The sequence below is a fragment of the Flavobacterium sp. genome (assembly GCF_040402955.1).
Taxonomy (GTDB): Bacteria; Bacteroidota; Bacteroidia; order Flavobacteriales; family Flavobacteriaceae; genus Flavobacterium.
Genome location: NZ_JBBALQ010000005.1, coordinates 24,813 through 43,757 on the forward strand (window position 1 = coordinate 24,813; position 18,945 = coordinate 43,757).

The window sequence follows — 18,945 nt, forward strand, 5'->3', positions numbered from 1 at the left end:
TTTACTTTTTTGATGCTTTATAAATTGTAGCCACACCCATAGTTTGAGGTTCGTGCTTTACCTCTATAAACCCAATTTTTCGTAAAATATTGTTTAACGCCTCGCCAAAAGGGAAATTTTGTGCAGAATTAGACAAATAGGTATAAGCGGCTTTATCTTTAGAAAACAGTTTTCCAATGGTTGGCATAATAAAATTGGTATACACATAATACCCTTGTTTAAAAGGAAATGTAGTAGGCACAGACGTTTCTAAAATAATAAAAGTGCCATTTGGTTTCAATACACGAAGTATTTCAGAAAGTCCTTTTTCAAGATTTTCGAAATTTCTTACACCGTATGCCACGGTGATTACATCAAAATAATTATCCGTGTAGGGGATTTTTTCTCCATCACCTAAAACCATTTGAATTTTTGAATCTAAGTTTTTCTCTAAAATTTTTTTCTTACCCATATCAAGCATACCCTGTGAAATATCTAAACCGATAATTTCTGTAGCCGTGGTTTCTGCAAATAATATAGCTAAATCTCCTGTACCAGTAGCAATATCAAGAATCGACGTTGGGTGTTGAAGTTTTACCATTTGTAGAATCTTCTTTTTCCAGGTAGCATCTGTTCCTAAAGAAATTATTTTATTTAATCCATCATAATTTTCGGAAATGGTATCAAACATTTGAGCCACTTGCTCTTTCTTACCTTTTTCGGAATCTTGATAAGGTTTTATGCTTTCAGACATGATTGTTTTTTTGAAGTACAAAAGTAATTCAAAATTATGAATTACGATTTACTAATTACGATTTGCTTTGATAAAAGTATGAAACGTAAAATCAAACGCATGTTTTTCATCTTTTGGATGGTGTTCTTCAAAAACGAGTTCCCATTGTTCTGGATTAATTTCTGGGAAAAACGTATCGGCTTCTACGGAAGTATGCACGCGAGTAAGGTCGACTTTATCAGCCATATCGATAGATTGTTTATAAATTTCGCCACCGCCAATTATAAAAATTTCTTCATTTTTTGGACACGCTTCTATAGCTTCTTCTAAACTTGAAACCACAATACATCCTTCTGGTGCTATATAATCACTTTGACGAGTTATAATTACGTGCGTTCTGTTCGGTAATGGTTTTGGAAAACTTTCAAAGGTTTTTCTTCCCATAATGATATAATGCTCGGAAGTTAGCGCTTTAAAACGTTTAAAATCGTCTGGTAAATGCCAAACCAATTGGTTGTCTTTTCCCAAAGCATTATTTGTAGATGTTGCGGCGATAAGTGTTAGCATAGTTGAAAATTTAAAGTGCTAAGGTAGTGATTTTGCCAAACGCCTGTTGTGCATTCGGCTTTTTTATTCTTCTATTTGATTCATAATCCAATTTATCCAGCCTGTTATTGTTGATGCTCTTCTGAAATAAGTTGAATCAGAACCTACTTTGTGTAGTTTAGATTTTTTCATTATTTCAACAATATTTTCTTTAGTTGGCATCTCTCCATTTTCAAAATAAAGTTTCAAAGTCTGCTTAAAAGCTGAATGAGAAACAATAATTTTCATAAATTCCTTTTGTCTGTCGATAAGGTTTATACTAAAAACTTGTTTTCCTTTTGGTGTTAAGTAGCAACCAATTTGACCAGATAAACTATCTTTTCCAGTTTCTAAAAGTCCTAAATACTTTCCAGCATTAGAATAATAGTCAGTTTGTCTCGCATCAAAGTCATAACTTTGAGTTATTTCTTCTTTTGTGATGAAATCTTTTTGTTTAAGAAGCTCACAAAGATTTATTACTCTTTCAAAACTATCAGCTTGTGGGAATGGAATTTCAGGTTCTTTGACTATTTTAGTTTTGTCAAGAATTTCTTGAATTATTTCAATATTAATAGCACCATCTTGAACAACATATTTTTTATGCTTTACTAAAATTAATGAGTTATAATGATTTATGTTTGTAAAAGCATACTCTCTTAAATGGAATATTCCATTTGTATAAGTTAGAAATATTGGTCGAACTTGTTTGTGTATTTTTCCACTCCAAAGTTTATATGGGTACTAAAGTTGTCGAACAAGAAAATCATCCGAAATATAATTTTTGGCTTCAATTAAATTTAAAGAATTGTCTCCTTCATAGCCGCCATCAATTTCTATTTGTGAATTACCAACATTTACATTGAATAACCCATTGCCTGAATTAATGTTAAAATCAAATGAAGAAGAACTCATTCTTCCACTAACAGTTGGCAACAAACTATCTTCTTCTGTAAAATCGTGAAGTATTTTGGAAACAAAAGCACAGTTAATAGCCGTTGCTTCACTTGTTATATCTCGATAATCTAAACTCTCTAAAAATGTTGGAAATTCTATTGGAGTTATAGCAACATCGTCAATATTAAAATCACTAAAAGTTTCAAAAGTTCCGATTACATAACCGCCTCTTGAAGTTGGAAGAATTGATAAATTGTTCTCAGCAAATAATTTTGGAAGTTGTGATTTATGATCAAATTTAGTCATTAATCTTGCTTCTCTAAATTCATTTATGTTTGTTGAAGAAATTATTGAATGACCATTATTTAATACATTATCAATGATTTTGTATTTTTCAAATATTTTCTCCCAAGCTATATCATTTTTAGATTTACTCATAATTTCGTATTAATACTTCGTCGATTTCACCACGATCAGCACCATTTGAATTAATAGCTCGATTTGCTTTTACAATACTTATTTTATAATCTTTATATTGGTCTTTTATAAATTCAGCTGAAGAATTAGAAAGTAAAAATTTTACACCTTTTTCATTTAGTTCATCACAAGCTTTTCTTAAATCAACTTGATCATACATATTCCAACCGCCTTGAACATAACCAGTAAAATTTGAGCTTTCAGAAATTGGATGATATGGAGGATCTAAATACACGAATGAATTTTCATTTACTTCCTTTAGAACTTCTGAATAATCGCCACTTTTAATTATAATATTATTAGAATTCAAATATTTATTTACAGCTTTTAAAGTTGGCTCATTAACGATGTTAGGATTTTTATAACGCCCAAACGGTGAATTAAATTCTCCAGCATTATTTACTCTGTAAAGTCCATTAAAACAAGTTTTATTCAGGTAAATTATTCTTGATGCTCTTTGAACTAAAGTTAAATTTTAAAATTTTTCAGTTCTGTCTAAACCACGAAGTTCGTAAAAATAGTCAGCATTGTTTTCGTGAACTTTTAAATCTTCTATAAGTTCCTCAAGATTATTTTTAATTACCTCATAAACATTAATAAGTTCCTTATTGAAGTCGTTAATAATTGCATTTTTAGGGTTTAGATGAAATAATACAGCTCCGCCACCAACGAAAGGCTCAACATAATTGTAATTTTGAATATTTGCAGGCAAATGCTGAAGAATTGATGGCATAAGTTGTCTTTTGCCGCCAACCCATTTTAAAAACGGTGCTACTAGTTTGTTCGTTTTAGCCATTTTATTGCTCTTTCTTGCTTTAATTTTCAGTCTGCAAGATATGAATTTTAAATAGTATTGTCCAAATTTAAAAATGTACTTTTCTTATGCAGAATGTTTAGATAAGCTATCGCCTAAATCGTTTATATACTCAGTTTTTTGTTATTTAGTTGAGCATATCCTCCTATTTTCAAATAGCTTTGCTCAATTATTATGTGTTTGATATTTTTTTTATACCGAAACAGCTCCTTTGATATGCTCGTGTGGGTCGTAGCCTTCCAAGGTGAAATCGTCAAAAGTGAAATCGAAAATGTTGGTTACATTTGGGTTCAATTTCATAATTGGTAATTTTCTTGGTTCACGGCTCAATTGTAAATTCACTTGTTCTATGTGATTGTTGTAAATATGTGCGTCACCAAAAGTGTGTATGAATTCGCCCGCTTGTAACCCACAAACTTGGGCTACCATCATCGTAAATAAGGCATACGAAGCAATATTAAACGGTACGCCTAAGAAAATATCGGCACTACGTTGGTACAACTGACAAGATAATTTCCCATCAGAAACATAAAACTGAAAAAACGCGTGACAAGGCGGTAAAGCTGCTTTTCCATTCGCCACATTTTCTGAAAACGAAACGGTAGTATCTGGTAAAACAGAAGGATTCCAAGCCGAAATTAACATTCTACGGCTATTCGGATTGGTTTTTAAGGTTTCGATTAATTCGGTAATTTGATCGATTTCTTCACTATTCCAATTTCTCCATTGGTGCCCATACACAGGTCCTAAATTTCCATTTTCATCTGCCCAAGCATCCCAAATTTTCACGCCATTTTCTTGTAAATACGCAATATTGGTTTCGCCTTTTAAAAACCAAAGCAATTCGTGAATAATTGATTTTAAATGTAACTTTTTAGTAGTTACCAACGGAAAACCTTCACTTAAATCAAATCGCATTTGGTAACCAAAAACACTAATGGTTCCTGTTCCTGTTCGGTCGCCTTTTTGAGTTCCGTTTGCTAAAACGTGTTTTACTAAATCGTGATATTGTCTCATTTATATGGGTTTAAGGTGTTGGGTATAGGGTTAAGGATTTTTGGTATTCGGTTTATTTTTTAAATAAGATAAAAAAGAGGCAATTCTTTTTTCAAGTATTTGAATGGATTCAATTTGTTTTGAAACTATGTTTTCATCTAAATAATTTATATCTGAACATAACATTAATTGGGTTTCTAATTCAAAACAAGAACCTAAGCTAATTTCTAAAAATCTGCATAAATCTTTATCTGAACTTTTAGCACATCCTTCGGCAATATTAGATGGAATAGAAATTACAGAACGTTTTATTTGTGAAGTCAATCCAAACTTTTCATCGTCTGGCATTTGCCTCATAATCATATAAGTAGCAGCCACAAGCAATCTACTCTCTTTCCAAATATCTAATTCTCTAAAATTTCTCATTCTGAAATAAAAAATTATCTTTTAAAACCTTTTACCAAAAACCCTTAACCTTTTACCCAATTAATGATTAAAAGCCTCTACGTCTTTTGGATTGTGTTCGTGCTTAAATAATACAGCAAAAGCAATAGTTATTATTAAAGCATAAACTGCAAATGTTAGCCAAATGTTGTGCCAGTCTTTTCCTGTCGCAGTTGTAAAATAAGTGTCTATTAAAAATCCACTTCCTAAACTTCCTAAGATCGCTCCGAAACCGTTGGTCATCATCATAAATAATCCTTGTGCAGAGGAACGAATTTTAGAATCGGTTGTGGTTTCCACGAAAAGTGAACCTGAAATATTGAAGAAGTCAAACGCCAATCCGTACACGATATTCGACATAATTATCATCCATAAACTTCCAATTGGATCGCCATAAGCGAAAAATCCAAAACGCAATACCCAAGCAATTAAACTGAAGAGCATTACTTTTTTGATTCCATATCGTCGTAAGAAAAACGGAATGGCTAAAATAAATATGGTTTCAGAAATTTGAGAAATTGACAAAACAATATTTGCAGATTTTACTACAAAGGTTTCTGCATATTTTGGTACGTTTTCAAAATCTTTAATATAGGTTTCGCCATACATATTGGTTAATTGTAAAGCGGCACCTAAAAACATACTAAAGATAAAAAACATAGCCATTTTAGATTCTTTAAACAATTTAAACGCATCTAAACCGAAAATTTGAGAGACTGTTTTGTTTTTACTTTCATCTTTTATTGGTTCAATTTTTGGTAAAGTGAAAGAAAAAATTCCCAATACAATTGCGAAAAAAGACGCCATATAAAACTGATTACATTCTACTGGCATATTGGTTATAGAAGCAATCGCTTTTCCTACTCCAATCCCGAAAGAAAAAGGCGGATTTACATTACTAAAAAGATTAGTACACCACATAGCTGCAATAAAACCGATAGTTCCCCAAACTCGAATAGGCGGATAATCTTTAATAACATTAAAATTAAATTTTTTAAGAACCGCGTAAGAAAGCGAGTTAGACAACGACAACGTTGGCATATAAAACAGCATTCCTATTAGTAATACCCAAAAGAAAGTAGATGGGCTATCAATGGCTGGTAAAAAAAGTAAAATGATACCATATAAAATATGGTGTATGCCGTATAATTTTTCTAAATTTAAATATTTATCTGCGATAATTCCAGAAATTGGTGGCATAATAATAGAGCCGATTCCTAATGTTGAAAATACAATACCAAATTCGGCACCAGACCATTGTTTAAAACCGAATCCATAACTTGCCAAAGTAGTTAACCAGGCACCCCATACAAATAATTGTAAAAAACTTACAATAGTTAATTTTAATTTTATGCTCATTTTGCAGTATTTTGGTTGGTGATTATTTTCTATCGATTTCTGCTTTTATTAGGGCTGCTTTCTCGTAATCTTCATTTTGAATGGCTTCTTCTAATAAATTATGTAACTCTTGAATAGAAAATTTTGAATATATGTTTTCTGGTTCTTCTTCACCATAAACTTCAGGTTCAGAGAGTATATCATCGTCATCTATTTCTTCGTCTGAATGTAAATCTTGTTTGTTTTTATTTAAGAAAATTCCAGCTTTATCTAATATGTTTTTGTAGGTAAATATAGGTGCATTAAATCGTAAGGCTAATGCAATTGCATCAGAAGTTCTCGCATCGATTACTTCTTCTTTTGCCTCTTTTTCGCAAACAATACTGGAATAAAAAACACCGTCTACCAATTTATGAATAATCACTTGAGTAATTACGATTTCATATTTATCTGCAATGATTTTGAATAAATCGTGAGTTAAAGGACGCGGTGGTGTAATTTCTTTTTCTAAAGCAATAGCAATTGATTGTGCTTCAAAGGCACCAATAACTATTGGTAATTGTCTGTCGCCATCTACTTCATTCAAAATTAAAGCATAGGCTCCATTTTGTGTTTGACTATACGATATTCCTTTAATGGTTAATTTAACTAAACTCATTTTGTATTTAAACTTTATTCAAATATACTATAAAATATTTTCTATAAAAAAAGGCTATCTAAATTGGATATTTCTATCGTATTTAGATAGCCTTTTTAGGAGGCACAATATATAAAAAATTTATGCGTTTGCCGCTTTAAAAGCTTTTAATTTTTCAATCAATTTAGGAACAACATCAAATGCATCTCCTACAATACCATAATCGGCTACTTTAAAGAAAGGCGCTTCGGCATCCGTGTTGATAACTACTTTAACTTTAGAGGAATTGATTCCTGCAATATGCTGAATCGCTCCAGAAATTCCAACAGCAATATATAAATTAGCTGCAACTGGTTTTCCTGTTTGCCCTACGTGTTCTCCGTGTGGACGCCATCCGATATCCGAAACGGGTTTCGAACAAGCTGTTGCTGCACCAAGTACAGTGGCTAATTCTTCAATCATTCCCCAATTTTCTGGTCCTTTTAATCCACGTCCTGCAGACACCACAACTTCAGCATCAGCAATGGTTACTTTACCTGTTGTTTTTTCTGAATTGATTACTTTAACACCAAAATCTGCATCAGATAAAGCTGGTGAAAAATCTTCTTCTTTTAATGAAGTTTCATTTTCAATCAAACCGAATGAATTTTTAGAAATTCCTAAAACTTTTACGTCTGTTGCAATTTCAGATAAATTAAATGCTTTGTTAGAAAAAGCACTTCTTTTTACTTGAAATGGAGTTACACTTAAAGGCGCTTCAATTACATTTGATGCAAAACCTGCATTTAAATGAACAGCCACCAATGGCGCAATGTGTAAACTATCTGTAGTTGAAGCTAAAATTACCACTTTAGCACCCTCTTTTTCAGCTGCTTGCTTAATTACATCTGCGTAAGCTTTTGCATTAAATGAAGTTAATTTATCATTTGTTACTTTTAACACTTTACTCACTCCGTAAGCAGATAAAGCATTATTTTCTGTAGCATTAATTGAAACAGCAGTAACTGTTGTTCCAAGCATATCAGCTACTTTTTTAGCGTATGAAGCAATTTCAAAAGCTACTTTTTTGAATTTACCTTCGTTTGATTCTGTATATATTAAAACTGACATATCTTTTTATTTACGATTTACGTTTTGCGATTTACACTTAAATTACTTTAGCTTCGTTGTGTAATAAATTAATTAATTCATCTAAATTGTCTGCGCTGATTAATTTTACTGCCGATTTTGCTGGTGGTTTTTCAAATTTTATTGAAGACGTGGCATTTTCATCTACAGAAGGTTCTATAACATTTAACGCTTTTGTTCTAGCTGTCATAATGCCTCGCATATTTGGAATTCTTAAATCTTTTTCTTCCACCAAACCTTTTTTACCTGCTATAACTAAAGGTAAACTTGATGTGGCTGTTTCTTTACCGCCATCAATTTCTCTAATTGTTGTAGCTTCAGTGCCAGAAATTTCAATTCCAATACAAGCATTTATGAAATTGAATCCTAACAATCCGGCTAACATTCCAGGCACCATTCCTCCGTTATAATCAATAGATTCTGTACCTGCAATAATTAAATCGTACCCAGCTTGCTTCACCACGTTAGCCAATTGTTTTGCAACAAATAAACCATCTTTTGGCTGAATATTTACACGAATGGCTTCATCTGCACCAATAGCCAGTGCTTTTCTTAATGTAGCTTCGGCATCTGCACCACCTACATTAACAACGGTTACATGCGCCCCGTTTTGCTCTTTTAAAACTATAGCTTTGGTTAAACCAAACTCGTCATTGGGATTAATAACATACTGAACCCCATTTGTATCAAACTCGGTATCGTTATTAACAAAATTAATTTTTGAAGTAGTATCAGGAACATGACTGATGCAAACTAATATTTTCATTTTTATACTTATTTATATTGATGGTACGAAATTACAAAAAATGTTTTAAAAAAATATTATGCACGCATATAAAATATTGTTTTTTTTGAAAAATTAAATAAATTTTATGAATTGTTGAATTTAAGTAAGTAAAATTAAGAATTTGATAAGATATTATTAAAGAAATCGATTGAGTAAAAATATTGAATAATAATGATAGTAGTCATTAAATTTTATTATTTTTGCCATTCACTAAGTTTTAGAATTAATTTTATGAGAACAATACAGTTTAGAGAAGCTATTTGTGAAGCAATGAGCGAAGAAATGCGTCGTGATGAAACGGTGTACTTAATGGGAGAAGAAGTTGCAGAATATAATGGAGCCTATAAAGCTTCAAAAGGTATGCTTGATGAATTTGGACCAAAAAGAGTAATCGATACGCCAATTGCTGAATTAGGTTTTGCAGGAATTGCAGTAGGTTCAGCCATGAATGGATGCCGCCCAATTGTAGAATACATGACATTCAATTTTTCATTAGTAGGAATTGATCAAATTATAAATAATGCGGCGAAAATGCGTCAAATGTCGGCTGGACAATTTCCTATGCCAATGGTTTTTCGTGGCCCAACAGCATCTGCAGGACAATTAGGCGCAACACACTCACAAGCTTTTGAAAACTGGTTTGCCAATACTCCAGGCTTAAAAGTAGTTGTTCCGAGTAATGTTTATGACGCAAAAGGTTTGTTAAAAGCTGCCATTCGTGATAACGACCCTGTTATTTTTATGGAATCAGAACAAATGTATGGTGATAAAGGAGAAGTACCTGAAGGTGATTACATTATTCCACTTGGTGTAGCAGATATCAAACGCGAAGGAACTGATGTAACTATCGTTTCTTTTGGTAAAATAATCAAAGAAGCATTTTTAGCCGCTGAAGAATTAGCCGCAGCAGGAATTTCTTGTGAAATTATCGATTTAAGAACCGTTCGCCCAATGGATTACGACTGTATTATTAATTCAGTCAAAAAAACAAATAGATTAGTCGTTTTAGAAGAAGCTTGGCCGTTTGCCTCTGTTGCTTCAGAAATTACATATATGGTTCAAGAACGTGCTTTCGATTATTTAGACGCGCCAATTCAACGTATTACAACTGCTGACACACCTGCACCTTACTCACCTACTCTATTAAAAGAATGGTTACCAAATAGTAATGATGTAGTAAAAGCTGTTAAAAAAGTAATGTATAAATAAATGTAATTAGATAATTCGTTATTTAGATACTAATTATTTTAACAATAAAATTTTCAATTTGTCTACTACTCTAAAATAAAGTATATTTGAATCCCGATTTTTTCGGGATTTTTTATAATTATTACCCAAATGAAGTACCTACAACTACTTATTATTCTAATTTCATCACTTGTTTTTTCCCAAACAAAAGTAAGCGGTTTCATTTTAGACGACGCAAAACAACCTGTTTCTTATGCAACGGTTGCTTTTAAAAATTCCGCAGAAGGCGTAATTGCAGACGAAAATGGTAAATTTTATCTGGAATCAAAAAAAACATATCCTATATTAGTTGTTTCATTTGTAGGCTATAAAGATAAAGAAATAGGACTTTCTGGCACATTTAATTACGATTTAAAAATTGTTTTAGAAAATTCAAATGAAATTGCGGAAGTAAAAATTTATGGCGGAAAAACATCCAAAAAAAACAATCCTGCTATAGATATTCTTAGAAAAATTTGGGAAAGAAAAAAGAAAAATGGATTGCGACAATTTAATCAATATGAATACGATAAATATGAAAAAATCGAATTTGATATTAATTCTATAGATAGCACATTTATGAAAAATAAAATCTTCAAAAATGTAGAATTTATTTTTCAACACGTGGACACTTCAGCCATTACAGGTAAAAATTTCTTACCCATTTTTATAAATGAAACCAAAAGCAAAGTATATGGTGACAACATTAAAAACAAAACAAAAGATGTTGTAGAAGCCAATAAATATTCAGGATTTGGAAACGCAAATAATGATGGGGTAAATGTCTTTTTAAAAGATTTATATGCCGATTATGATATTTATAATAATTATTTAAAATTTTTCGATAAAGATTTCACAAGTCCATTATCTAGAACAGGCATTCAAGTTTATAATTACGTTTTAACCGATAGTACTTTTATTGATAAAAAATGGTGCTATAATATTGTATACTATCCGCGAAGAAAAAACGAATTAACTTTTAAAGGCGATTTTTGGGTAAACGATTCTACTTTTGCCATAAAAAGTATTAATATGGAAGCCAGTAAAAGTGCCAATATAAACTGGGTACGAGATATTTATATTGAACAAGAATTCGATGTACTTAACGATTCGGTTTTTTTATTGAAACGGGATCACATGATGACGGATTTTGCCTTAACCAAAAAAGAAGGTTCAAATGGTATGTACGGAAAACGAACAACCATGTTTAAAAATCATGAATTCAATCGAGAAAAAGACGATAAATTTTACCGTGAAGAAATCAACAATTTTAATAATGAAGCGTTTACCAAAACTGAGGAATATTGGGAAGAAAATCGATTTGAAAGTTTAAATTCAAACGAAAAAGGAATTTATGAAATGCTCGACACCCTTAAAACAGTTCCAAAAATTAAACGTTTTTATAATTTAATTTCTATTTTAGGAAGTGGCTACATACAAGTTGGAAAATTTGATGTTGTCCCTATTTTTTCTACATTTGGATATAATGACGTAGAAGGACAACGCATAAGATTAGGAGGAAGAACGTATTTTGGGCCAAACGACCCGTGGCGTATTCAAGGATATACCGCTTATGGTTTTAAAGACCAAAAAATAAAATATGGCTTCAATTTTAGTATGATGCTCGATAAAAAAAATCGATTTATTGTATCTGTTGGAAACCGAAGAGATGTGGAGCAAATTGGCGTAAGCTTAACCACTTCTAATGATGTTTTAGGGAGAAGTTTTGCTTCTTCTTCCTTTTTCTCAAGTGGCACAAACAATAAACTAACCAATGTAAATTTAACCAATTTAGGTTTTGAAATAGAGCCTGTTAAAAATTTGGTTTTCGAAAGTAGTTTTTCTTACAGAACTTTATCCTCTGCCTCTCCAGATTTTAAACTAGATTATTTTACAGATGACACTTTTAGTCAAACAGCTAACAAAATAACTCAATCTGAAGTCAATTTCATGGTAAATTATACGCCAAATAGAAAAATGATTGGTTATGGTGTGGATCGAATGCAGGTAGATTTAAATTATCCTAAAGTATTTGTAAGTTATTCCCAAGGTTTAAAAGGGGTTTTAAATAGCGACTTCAAGTATTCTAAATTACAACTTTTTTATCGTCAACCATTATTAATTGGTGGATTTGGACGATTATTTTCGACTTTAGAAGTTGGGAAAACTTTCGGAACAGTTCCTTTATCTTTAATGGGGATTATTCCTGGTAATCAGTCGTATTTTATCATTGATAATACCTATAATTTATTAAACTATTACGATTTTGTAGCAGACCAATATACCTCACTACATTTAGAACATAATTTCAACGGAAAATTATTTTCAAGAGTCCCTTTTTTTAGAAAATTAAATTGGCGAGAAATTATTGGCGTAAAAGCCGTTTATGGTTCCGTATCAAATGAAAATAAAGCTTTAAATGCTTCTGGACAAATATATCAATCACCCGTAAATGGCTATTACGAATATTCCGCAGGAATAGGTAATATTTTTAAAGTAATGCGAGTGGATGCCTCTTGGCGAGGAAGCTATTTTAATATTCCAGATGCTAGAAAATTTACAATACGGGTAGGTTTTGGATTTTATTTTTAAAATGTAAGGTAAAAAGGAACTTCATTAATACATTTATATTACCACAAAATCTATAATATAAAAAATGAAATACAGGCTTCACCCTTAGCTTCTGTCTTTTATCTAACTTTTCCGTCGAAAAAAACACATTAAATTCCATAAACACTTCTTTCAAGTATGTAAAGATTTGGGGGAAATAGTGGTTATAGAAGGAGTAAATGAAGCGCACGCTATCTTAAAAGAATGTAGCCAACGATTTGATAAAATTAAAAACAAACCAGAAGGATTATTTTGCATAAAATAAAAAATTCTCCTAATTTTATTAAAAAAGGCAATTATCATTAGAATAATTGCCTTTTTTGTGTATTTTTGCTCGATTAAATTAAAATTAACTATTTACAAAAAACTATGAATGATTTTATGATTTACTTGCCAATTGTTATGGCAATTATAGGATTGCTTTTTATGGCAATGAAACGCGCATGGGTATTAAAACAGGATGCTGGAGACGGTAAAATGAAAGAAATTTCAGATTACATCTATGAGGGAGCATTGGCTTTTCTAAAAGCCGAATATAGATTATTGACTATATTTGTAATTCTTGCAAGTATTGTTTTAGCAGGAATTACTTTTATTCCAGGCGTAAAAACACATTTATTTATTGTTGTAGCATTTATTTTCGGAGCATTCTTTTCAGCATTAGCAGGAAATATGGGGATGAAAATTGCTACTAAAACAAACGTAAGAACTACACAAGCCGCACGTACTAGTTTACCTCAAGCATTAAAAGTTTCTTTTAGTGGAGGAACAGTAATGGGCTTAGGAGTAGCCGGTTTAGCCGTATTGGGATTAACAGGTTTCTTCATACTATTATTTAGATATTTTATGCCAGGCGGTGTTTGGACGAACACGGAAGATATGACCGTAGTTTTAGAAACATTAGCTGGTTTCTCTTTAGGAGCTGAATCAATTGCATTATTTGCACGTGTTGGTGGTGGTATTTATACCAAAGCTGCCGATGTAGGTGCTGATTTAGTAGGAAAAGTTGAAGCAGGTATTCCAGAAGATGACCCAAGAAACCCAGCGACTATTGCTGATAACGTGGGTGATAACGTAGGAGATGTAGCTGGTATGGGTGCAGATTTATTCGGATCTTATGTAGCAACAGTATTAGCTGCTATGGTTTTAGGAAATTATGTAATTAAAGATATGGGTGGTAAAATCGAAGACGCTTTTGGTGGAATCGGACCAATTTTATTACCAATGGCAATTGCTGGTTTTGGAATTATATTCTCAATAATCGGAACTATGTTAGTTAAAATTTCAAGCGATGACGCTAAAGAAGCACAAGTACAAAAAGCATTAAATGTTGGAAACTGGGTTTCTATTCTTTTAACTTTAGTTGCGTGTTACTTTTTAGTTGACTATATGTTACCAACAACTATGAAAATGGAATTTTACGGTGAAGGATTGAAAGATATTTCTTCTATGCGTGTTTTCTATGCTACCATTGTAGGATTAGTAGTTGGTGGAGCTATTTCATCAGTAACTGAATATTATACAGGATTAGGAACAAAACCAGTATTGGCAATTGTCCAAAAATCTTCAACTGGAGCAGGAACTAACGTAATCGCTGGTTTAGCTACGGGTATGATTTCAACTTTCCCAACCGTATTGTTATTTGCTGCAGCAATTTGGTCTTCGTATGCTTTTGCAGGTTTTTATGGTGTGGCTCTTGCGGCTTCTGCAATGATGGCTACAACAGCTATGCAATTAGCAATCGATGCATTCGGACCTATTTCGGATAACGCAGGTGGTATTGCAGAAATGAGTGAATTACCAAAAGAGGTTCGTACTCGTACAGATATTTTAGATTCAGTTGGTAATACAACTGCTGCAACAGGAAAAGGATTCGCAATCGCTTCTGCAGCGTTAACATCGTTAGCTTTATTTGCTGCCTATGTAACGTTTACAGGAATTGACGGTATTAATATTTTCAAAGCACCTGTATTAGCGATGTTATTTATTGGAGGAATGATTCCTGTAGTATTCTCTGCATTAGCAATGAATTCTGTTGGAAAAGCTGCAATGGATATGGTGTATGAAGTACGTCGTCAGTTCAAAGAAATTCCAGGAATTATGGAAGGAACTGGTAAACCAGAATATGGTAAATGTGTTGAAATTTCTACAAAAGCCGCATTACGCGAAATGATGTTGCCAGGTATTTTAACGATTGGTTTCCCAATTGCAATTGTGCTTTTAGGAAAATTAGTTTACCCAGATGATAATCAATTAATCGCTGAAATGTTAGGTGGTTATATGGCAGGAGTTACCGTTTCGGGTGTACTTTGGGCGGTATTCCAAAACAACGCAGGGGGTGCTTGGGATAATGCTAAAAAATCTTTCGAAGCTGGTGTAGAAATCAATGGTGAAATGACATTCAAAGGTTCTGATGCGCACAAAGCAGCAGTAACTGGAGATACTGTTGGAGATCCATTTAAAGACACTTCAGGTCCTTCAATGAACATCTTAATTAAATTAACGTGTTTAATTGGATTGGTAATCGCACCTATTTTAGGTGGTCATTCTGAAGGAACTAAAAAAGAAATGAAATACACTATTGAAATGAATGCTGATGATACTTCAAACATGGGTAAATGCGACATGACAAAATGCGCAAATATGACAAAAGATGAATGTGCTAAAATGTGTGATTCTTTAGGTTGTTCTGCAGAAGAAAAAGAAATGTGTATGTCTCATTACGATGCTAATGGAAAATTCATTGGAAAAGAAGGAGAAAAATCTTGCAGTTCTAAAGACGCTGATAAAAAAGTTAAAGTAGAAATTACAAATAATAATGGAAAAGCAAAAGCAACAGTTACAACTTCTACTAACAAGAGTGTAAATGTTCAAACTTTTGAAGGATCGTTAGAAGATGTTAAGGCTAAAGTTGAAGCTTTGAAATAAAAGATTCTTTATAAAATAGAAAACCGCACAGCAATGTGCGGTTTTTTTTATGCAATTATTTTGTATATTTATCCTGTACATAAATAATTACTTATGAAAACAACCTATACATTTCTATTATTTTTATTAATCTCGTTGAGTTTTTCTCAAAACAATATTACAATTATACCAAAACCACAAAACACTTTATTAGGAAAAGGTAGTTTTTATATTAACGCAAAAACGTATATTCAAGCCGATGAAAGTTCATTTGAAGCTAATTATTTAAAAGAAGCATTACAAATTCAAACAGGACTAAATTTAAAAATAACTTCAAAAAATAATTCTAAAAACATACATTTGGTTTTACTAGAACCTAAAATTGCAAATTTCAACAAAGAGCTACATGAAATAGTAGTGTCTGATTCAGAAATAGTTATTTCAGCCCTAACTAATCAAGGACTTTTTTATGGTATTCAAACGTTATTACAAATGGTTCCGTTTGAGAAAAAAAACGAAATTGCGATCCCTTGGATAAAAATAACAGATGCCCCAAAATACGCTTGGCGTGGAATGCATCTTGATGTTTGCAGACACTACTTCCCTATTACTTTTATCAAAAAATACATAGATTATTTAGCGCATTATAAAATGAATACTTTTCATTGGCACTTAACCGAAGATCAAGGTTGGCGTATTGAAATCAAAAAATATCCAAAATTAACTGAGGTTGGAGCGTGGCGAAATGGTTCGATGGTAGGGCGTTATGACGACCAAAAAATTGATGATGTAAAATACGGTGGTTTTTACACGCAAGAAGAAATTAAAGAAGTAGTAGCTTACGCTTCGCAACGACACATTACAATTGTACCAGAAATCGAAATGCCCGGACATTCACTTGCTGCATTGGCTGCTTATCCAGAATTATCTTGTACAGGAGGCCCTTTTGATGTAGGTAAAAAATGGGGCGTTTTCGATGATGTATATTGCCCTAAAGAAGAAACTTTTACGTTTTTAGAAAATGTGCTGTCCGAAGTACTGGCTTTATTTCCTTCTGAATACATTCATATTGGTGGTGATGAATGCCCAAAAACACGATGGAAAAGTTGTGCACATTGCCAAAAAATTATAAAAGAAAAAGGATTAAATGACGAACACGAATTACAAAGTTATTTTATCCAACGCATTGAAAAATTTGTAAATAGTAAAGGTCGAAAAATCATAGGCTGGGATGAAATTCTGGAAGGCGGATTAGCTCCAAACGCTGCCGTTATGAGTTGGCGCGGAACTGAAGGCGGAATTGCAGCAGCTAAGCAAAAACACTATGTAGTAATGACACCTGGTTCACATTGTTATTTTGATCATTATCAAGGAAAACCAGAAAACGAACCGTTAGCCATTGGCGGATTTACTTCTTTAGAAAAAGTATATAATTTTAATCCAATGCCGAAAGAACTTGATTTAGAAGAACAAAAATATATTTTAGGCGCACAAGCCAATGTTTGGACGGAATACATTCTTACTCCAGAACAAGTTGAATATATGATTATGCCAAGAATGTCTGCACTTGCCGAAGTTTTATGGGGAACCGCAAATCCAGAAAATTTTATTGATTTTAAAAACCGTTTACAAGCACAAGAAATTTGGCTTAAAAATAACAATATTAATTATAGAAAAACCTCATTTACAGAATAAATAGGATGACAAATAGAAGAAATTTTTTAAAGAAAACCGCTTTAGTTACTGCTGGAATAGCGTTAACAAGTTTCAAAAATACAACTGAAACTGCTGAAAATAAAGTGGAGTTAAATACGGTTCAAAAACCAATAGTGCTTTCCACTTGGCGATTCGGGATTGAAGCCAATGCTGCCGCTTGGGAAATTTTAAGCAAAAATGGTCGGGCATTAGATGCCGTAGAAGCTGGTGTGAAAATTCCAGAAGGCGATCCAAACGAACGCAGCGTAGGCTATGGTGGCCGACCTGATAGAGATGGAAAAGTAACCCTTGATGCTTGTATTATGGACGAATTTTCTAATATTGGTTCGGTAGCCTGTTTGGAACACATCAAACATCCTATTTCTGTCGCCAGAGTAGTTATGGAAAAAACACCACACGTGATGTTGGTCGGAAAAGGAGCTTTACAATTTGCACTTTCACAAGGATTTAAAAAAGAAAATTTATTAGTTGAAGCTTCCGAAAAAGAATGGAAAGATTGGTTAAAAACCAGCCAATACAACCCCATTGCGAATATCGAAAACCATGACACCATTGGAATGATTGCTTTAGATGCGAAAGGAAATTTGTCAGGTGCGTGTACAACAAGCGGTATGGCGTTTAAAATGCATGGCCGTGTAGGCGATTCCCCAATTATTGGTGCGGGATTATATGTAGATAATGAAATAGGCGCTGCAACGGCTACCGGACATGGCGAAGAAGTCATTCGAATTACAGGATGCCATTTGGTAGTTGAATTAATGCGACAAGGTTTGTCTCCTCAAAAAGCTTGTGAAGAAGCGGTAATGCGAATTGTAAAACTAACTAAAAATCGAGGCAAAGACTTAAAAGACATTCAAGTTGGATTTATTGCTTTGAATAAAAAAGGAGAATATGGTTCCTATTGTATACAAGGTGGTTTCAATTATGCTGTTTATGACGCAACTGGAAATAGATTAATAGATGCTACTTACTTTTTGAAATAAATGAAGCATATAGAAATCGCTTGTTTCAATCTCGAATCAGCATTACTAGCTCAAAAAGCAGGTGTGGATAGAGTCGAATTATGTGCCAATGTTTCAGTTGGAGGAAAAACACCTTCTATTGAAATCATTCAACAAGCTCGAGAGCATTTGACAATCGATATCTATGTGATGATTCGTCCAAGAGGAGGAGATTTCGTTTACTCAGAAGCAGAATTTAAACAAATGAAATCGGAAATCGAAAACATCAAACAACTTGGCGTTAACGGATTTGTTTTTGGAATTTTAAATGAAGATAAAACAATTAATATCGAACAAAATAAAGCTTTAGTTGAATTGGCAAAACCATTTCCTTGTTCTTATCATCGTGCTTTTGATGCTGTTTCTAATTATGAACAAGCTATGGAAGATGTTATTGCTTGCGGATTTTCAACCTTACTAACTTCAGGCACATTTTCTAATGTTACGGAAGGAAAAGAAGTCTTGAAAAAATTAGTTGAACAAGCAAAAAATCGCCTCGAAATTATGCCAGGTGGTGGCTTGCGTTCAACCAATATTTCAGAATTGAATCAAATCGTCAATGCAAATTGGTATCATTCATCCGCTATTACCGATGGAACTGAAATTGCTAATACAAATGAAATTATCGAACTAAAGAATAAGTTGCAATCTTAAATTAACTCATAGGCCATA

The 18,945-nt window shown here is 32.7% G+C and carries 15 protein-coding genes and 2 pseudogenes; 6 read left to right on the plus strand and 11 right to left on the minus strand.

Translation table 11 applies throughout. The features are described from left to right. Nucleotide 1: 1 nt before the first annotated feature. From ubiE to ABWP78_RS04055, 11 genes and pseudogenes are all read right to left on the minus strand, one after another. On the minus strand, nt 2-733 hold the full coding sequence (ubiE, locus tag ABWP78_RS04005) for a bifunctional demethylmenaquinone methyltransferase/2-methoxy-6-polyprenyl-1,4-benzoquinol methylase UbiE (RefSeq protein ID WP_353169336.1): 732 nt from the start codon (nt 731-733) through the stop codon (nt 2-4). Nucleotides 734-784: 51 nt separating this feature from the next. Continuing rightward, nucleotides 785-1,279: a dihydrofolate reductase gene (locus tag ABWP78_RS04010; RefSeq protein ID WP_353169338.1), complete on the minus strand. Its 495-nt coding sequence runs from the start codon at nt 1,277-1,279 to the stop codon at nt 785-787. A 63-nt stretch (nt 1,280-1,342) separates the two neighbouring features. Then, nucleotides 1,343-1,912 carry a DUF7226 domain-containing protein gene (locus tag ABWP78_RS09800; protein ID WP_502905458.1) on the minus strand — a complete coding sequence of 190 codons (570 nt, stop codon included), beginning with the start codon at nt 1,910-1,912 and terminating at the stop codon, nt 1,343-1,345. Next, nucleotides 1,898-2,629: pseudogene (locus tag ABWP78_RS04020) on the minus strand (type II restriction enzyme); the annotation flags it as partial. The gene ABWP78_RS09800 and the pseudogene ABWP78_RS04020, both read right to left, overlap by 15 nt. Beyond that, nucleotides 2,622-3,464: pseudogene (locus ABWP78_RS04025) on the minus strand (DNA adenine methylase). The pseudogenes ABWP78_RS04025 and ABWP78_RS04020, both read right to left, overlap by 8 nt. Nucleotides 3,465-3,674: 210 nt before the next feature. Then, nucleotides 3,675-4,499, minus strand: coding sequence for a thymidylate synthase (locus ABWP78_RS04030; protein ID WP_353169346.1), 825 nt, complete (start codon nt 4,497-4,499; stop codon nt 3,675-3,677). Between the two features lie 30 nt (nt 4,500-4,529). After that, nucleotides 4,530-4,904: a four helix bundle protein gene (locus ABWP78_RS04035; RefSeq protein ID WP_353169348.1), complete on the minus strand. Its 375-nt coding sequence runs from the start codon at nt 4,902-4,904 to the stop codon at nt 4,530-4,532. A 60-nt stretch (nt 4,905-4,964) separates the two neighbouring features. Further along, a complete protein-coding gene (locus ABWP78_RS04040; protein ID WP_353169351.1) occupies nt 4,965-6,281 on the minus strand; it encodes a nucleoside permease in 1,317 nt (438 codons plus the stop codon). Nucleotides 6,282-6,303: 22 nt separating this feature from the next. Further along, the gene (locus ABWP78_RS04045) at nt 6,304-6,918 is read right to left on the minus strand and encodes a bifunctional nuclease domain-containing protein (RefSeq protein WP_353169354.1); all 615 of its coding nucleotides are present in this window, start codon (nt 6,916-6,918) and stop codon (nt 6,304-6,306) included. 120 nt (nt 6,919-7,038) lie between these two features. Continuing rightward, a complete protein-coding gene (locus tag ABWP78_RS04050; RefSeq protein WP_353169357.1) occupies nt 7,039-8,007 on the minus strand; it encodes an electron transfer flavoprotein subunit alpha/FixB family protein in 969 nt (322 codons plus the stop codon). 37 nt (nt 8,008-8,044) lie between these two features. Beyond that, nucleotides 8,045-8,791 (minus strand): electron transfer flavoprotein subunit beta/FixA family protein, encoded by a 747-nt coding sequence (locus ABWP78_RS04055; protein ID WP_353169359.1) that lies wholly within the window; start codon nt 8,789-8,791, stop codon nt 8,045-8,047. Between the two features lie 252 nt (nt 8,792-9,043). On the opposite strand from ABWP78_RS04055, the gene ABWP78_RS04060 reads away from it, so the two are divergent. The 6 genes from ABWP78_RS04060 (at nt 9,044) to ABWP78_RS04085 (ending at nt 18,927) form a co-directional block, all read left to right on the plus strand. Next, complete coding sequence (locus tag ABWP78_RS04060; RefSeq protein WP_353169361.1) at nt 9,044-10,021, plus strand: pyruvate dehydrogenase complex E1 component subunit beta; 978 nt, start codon at nt 9,044-9,046, stop codon at nt 10,019-10,021. Nucleotides 10,022-10,150: 129 nt separating this feature from the next. Further along, nucleotides 10,151-12,631, plus strand: a complete 2,481-nt coding sequence (locus ABWP78_RS04065) for a DUF5686 family protein (RefSeq protein WP_353169364.1) — start codon at nt 10,151-10,153, stop codon at nt 12,629-12,631. A gap of 387 nt (nt 12,632-13,018) precedes the next feature. After that, the gene (locus ABWP78_RS04070) at nt 13,019-15,577 is read left to right on the plus strand and encodes a sodium-translocating pyrophosphatase (protein WP_353169366.1); all 2,559 of its coding nucleotides are present in this window, start codon (nt 13,019-13,021) and stop codon (nt 15,575-15,577) included. Between the two features lie 93 nt (nt 15,578-15,670). After that, nucleotides 15,671-17,251 carry a beta-N-acetylhexosaminidase gene (locus ABWP78_RS04075; RefSeq protein ID WP_353169369.1) on the plus strand — a complete coding sequence of 527 codons (1,581 nt, stop codon included), beginning with the start codon at nt 15,671-15,673 and terminating at the stop codon, nt 17,249-17,251. Between the two features lie 5 nt (nt 17,252-17,256). Beyond that, a complete protein-coding gene (locus ABWP78_RS04080) occupies nt 17,257-18,255 on the plus strand; it encodes an isoaspartyl peptidase/L-asparaginase family protein (RefSeq protein WP_353169372.1) in 999 nt (332 codons plus the stop codon). Next, nucleotides 18,256-18,927 (plus strand): copper homeostasis protein CutC, encoded by a 672-nt coding sequence (locus tag ABWP78_RS04085; RefSeq protein WP_353169375.1) that lies wholly within the window; start codon nt 18,256-18,258, stop codon nt 18,925-18,927. Nucleotides 18,928-18,945: the final 18 nt, after the last annotated feature.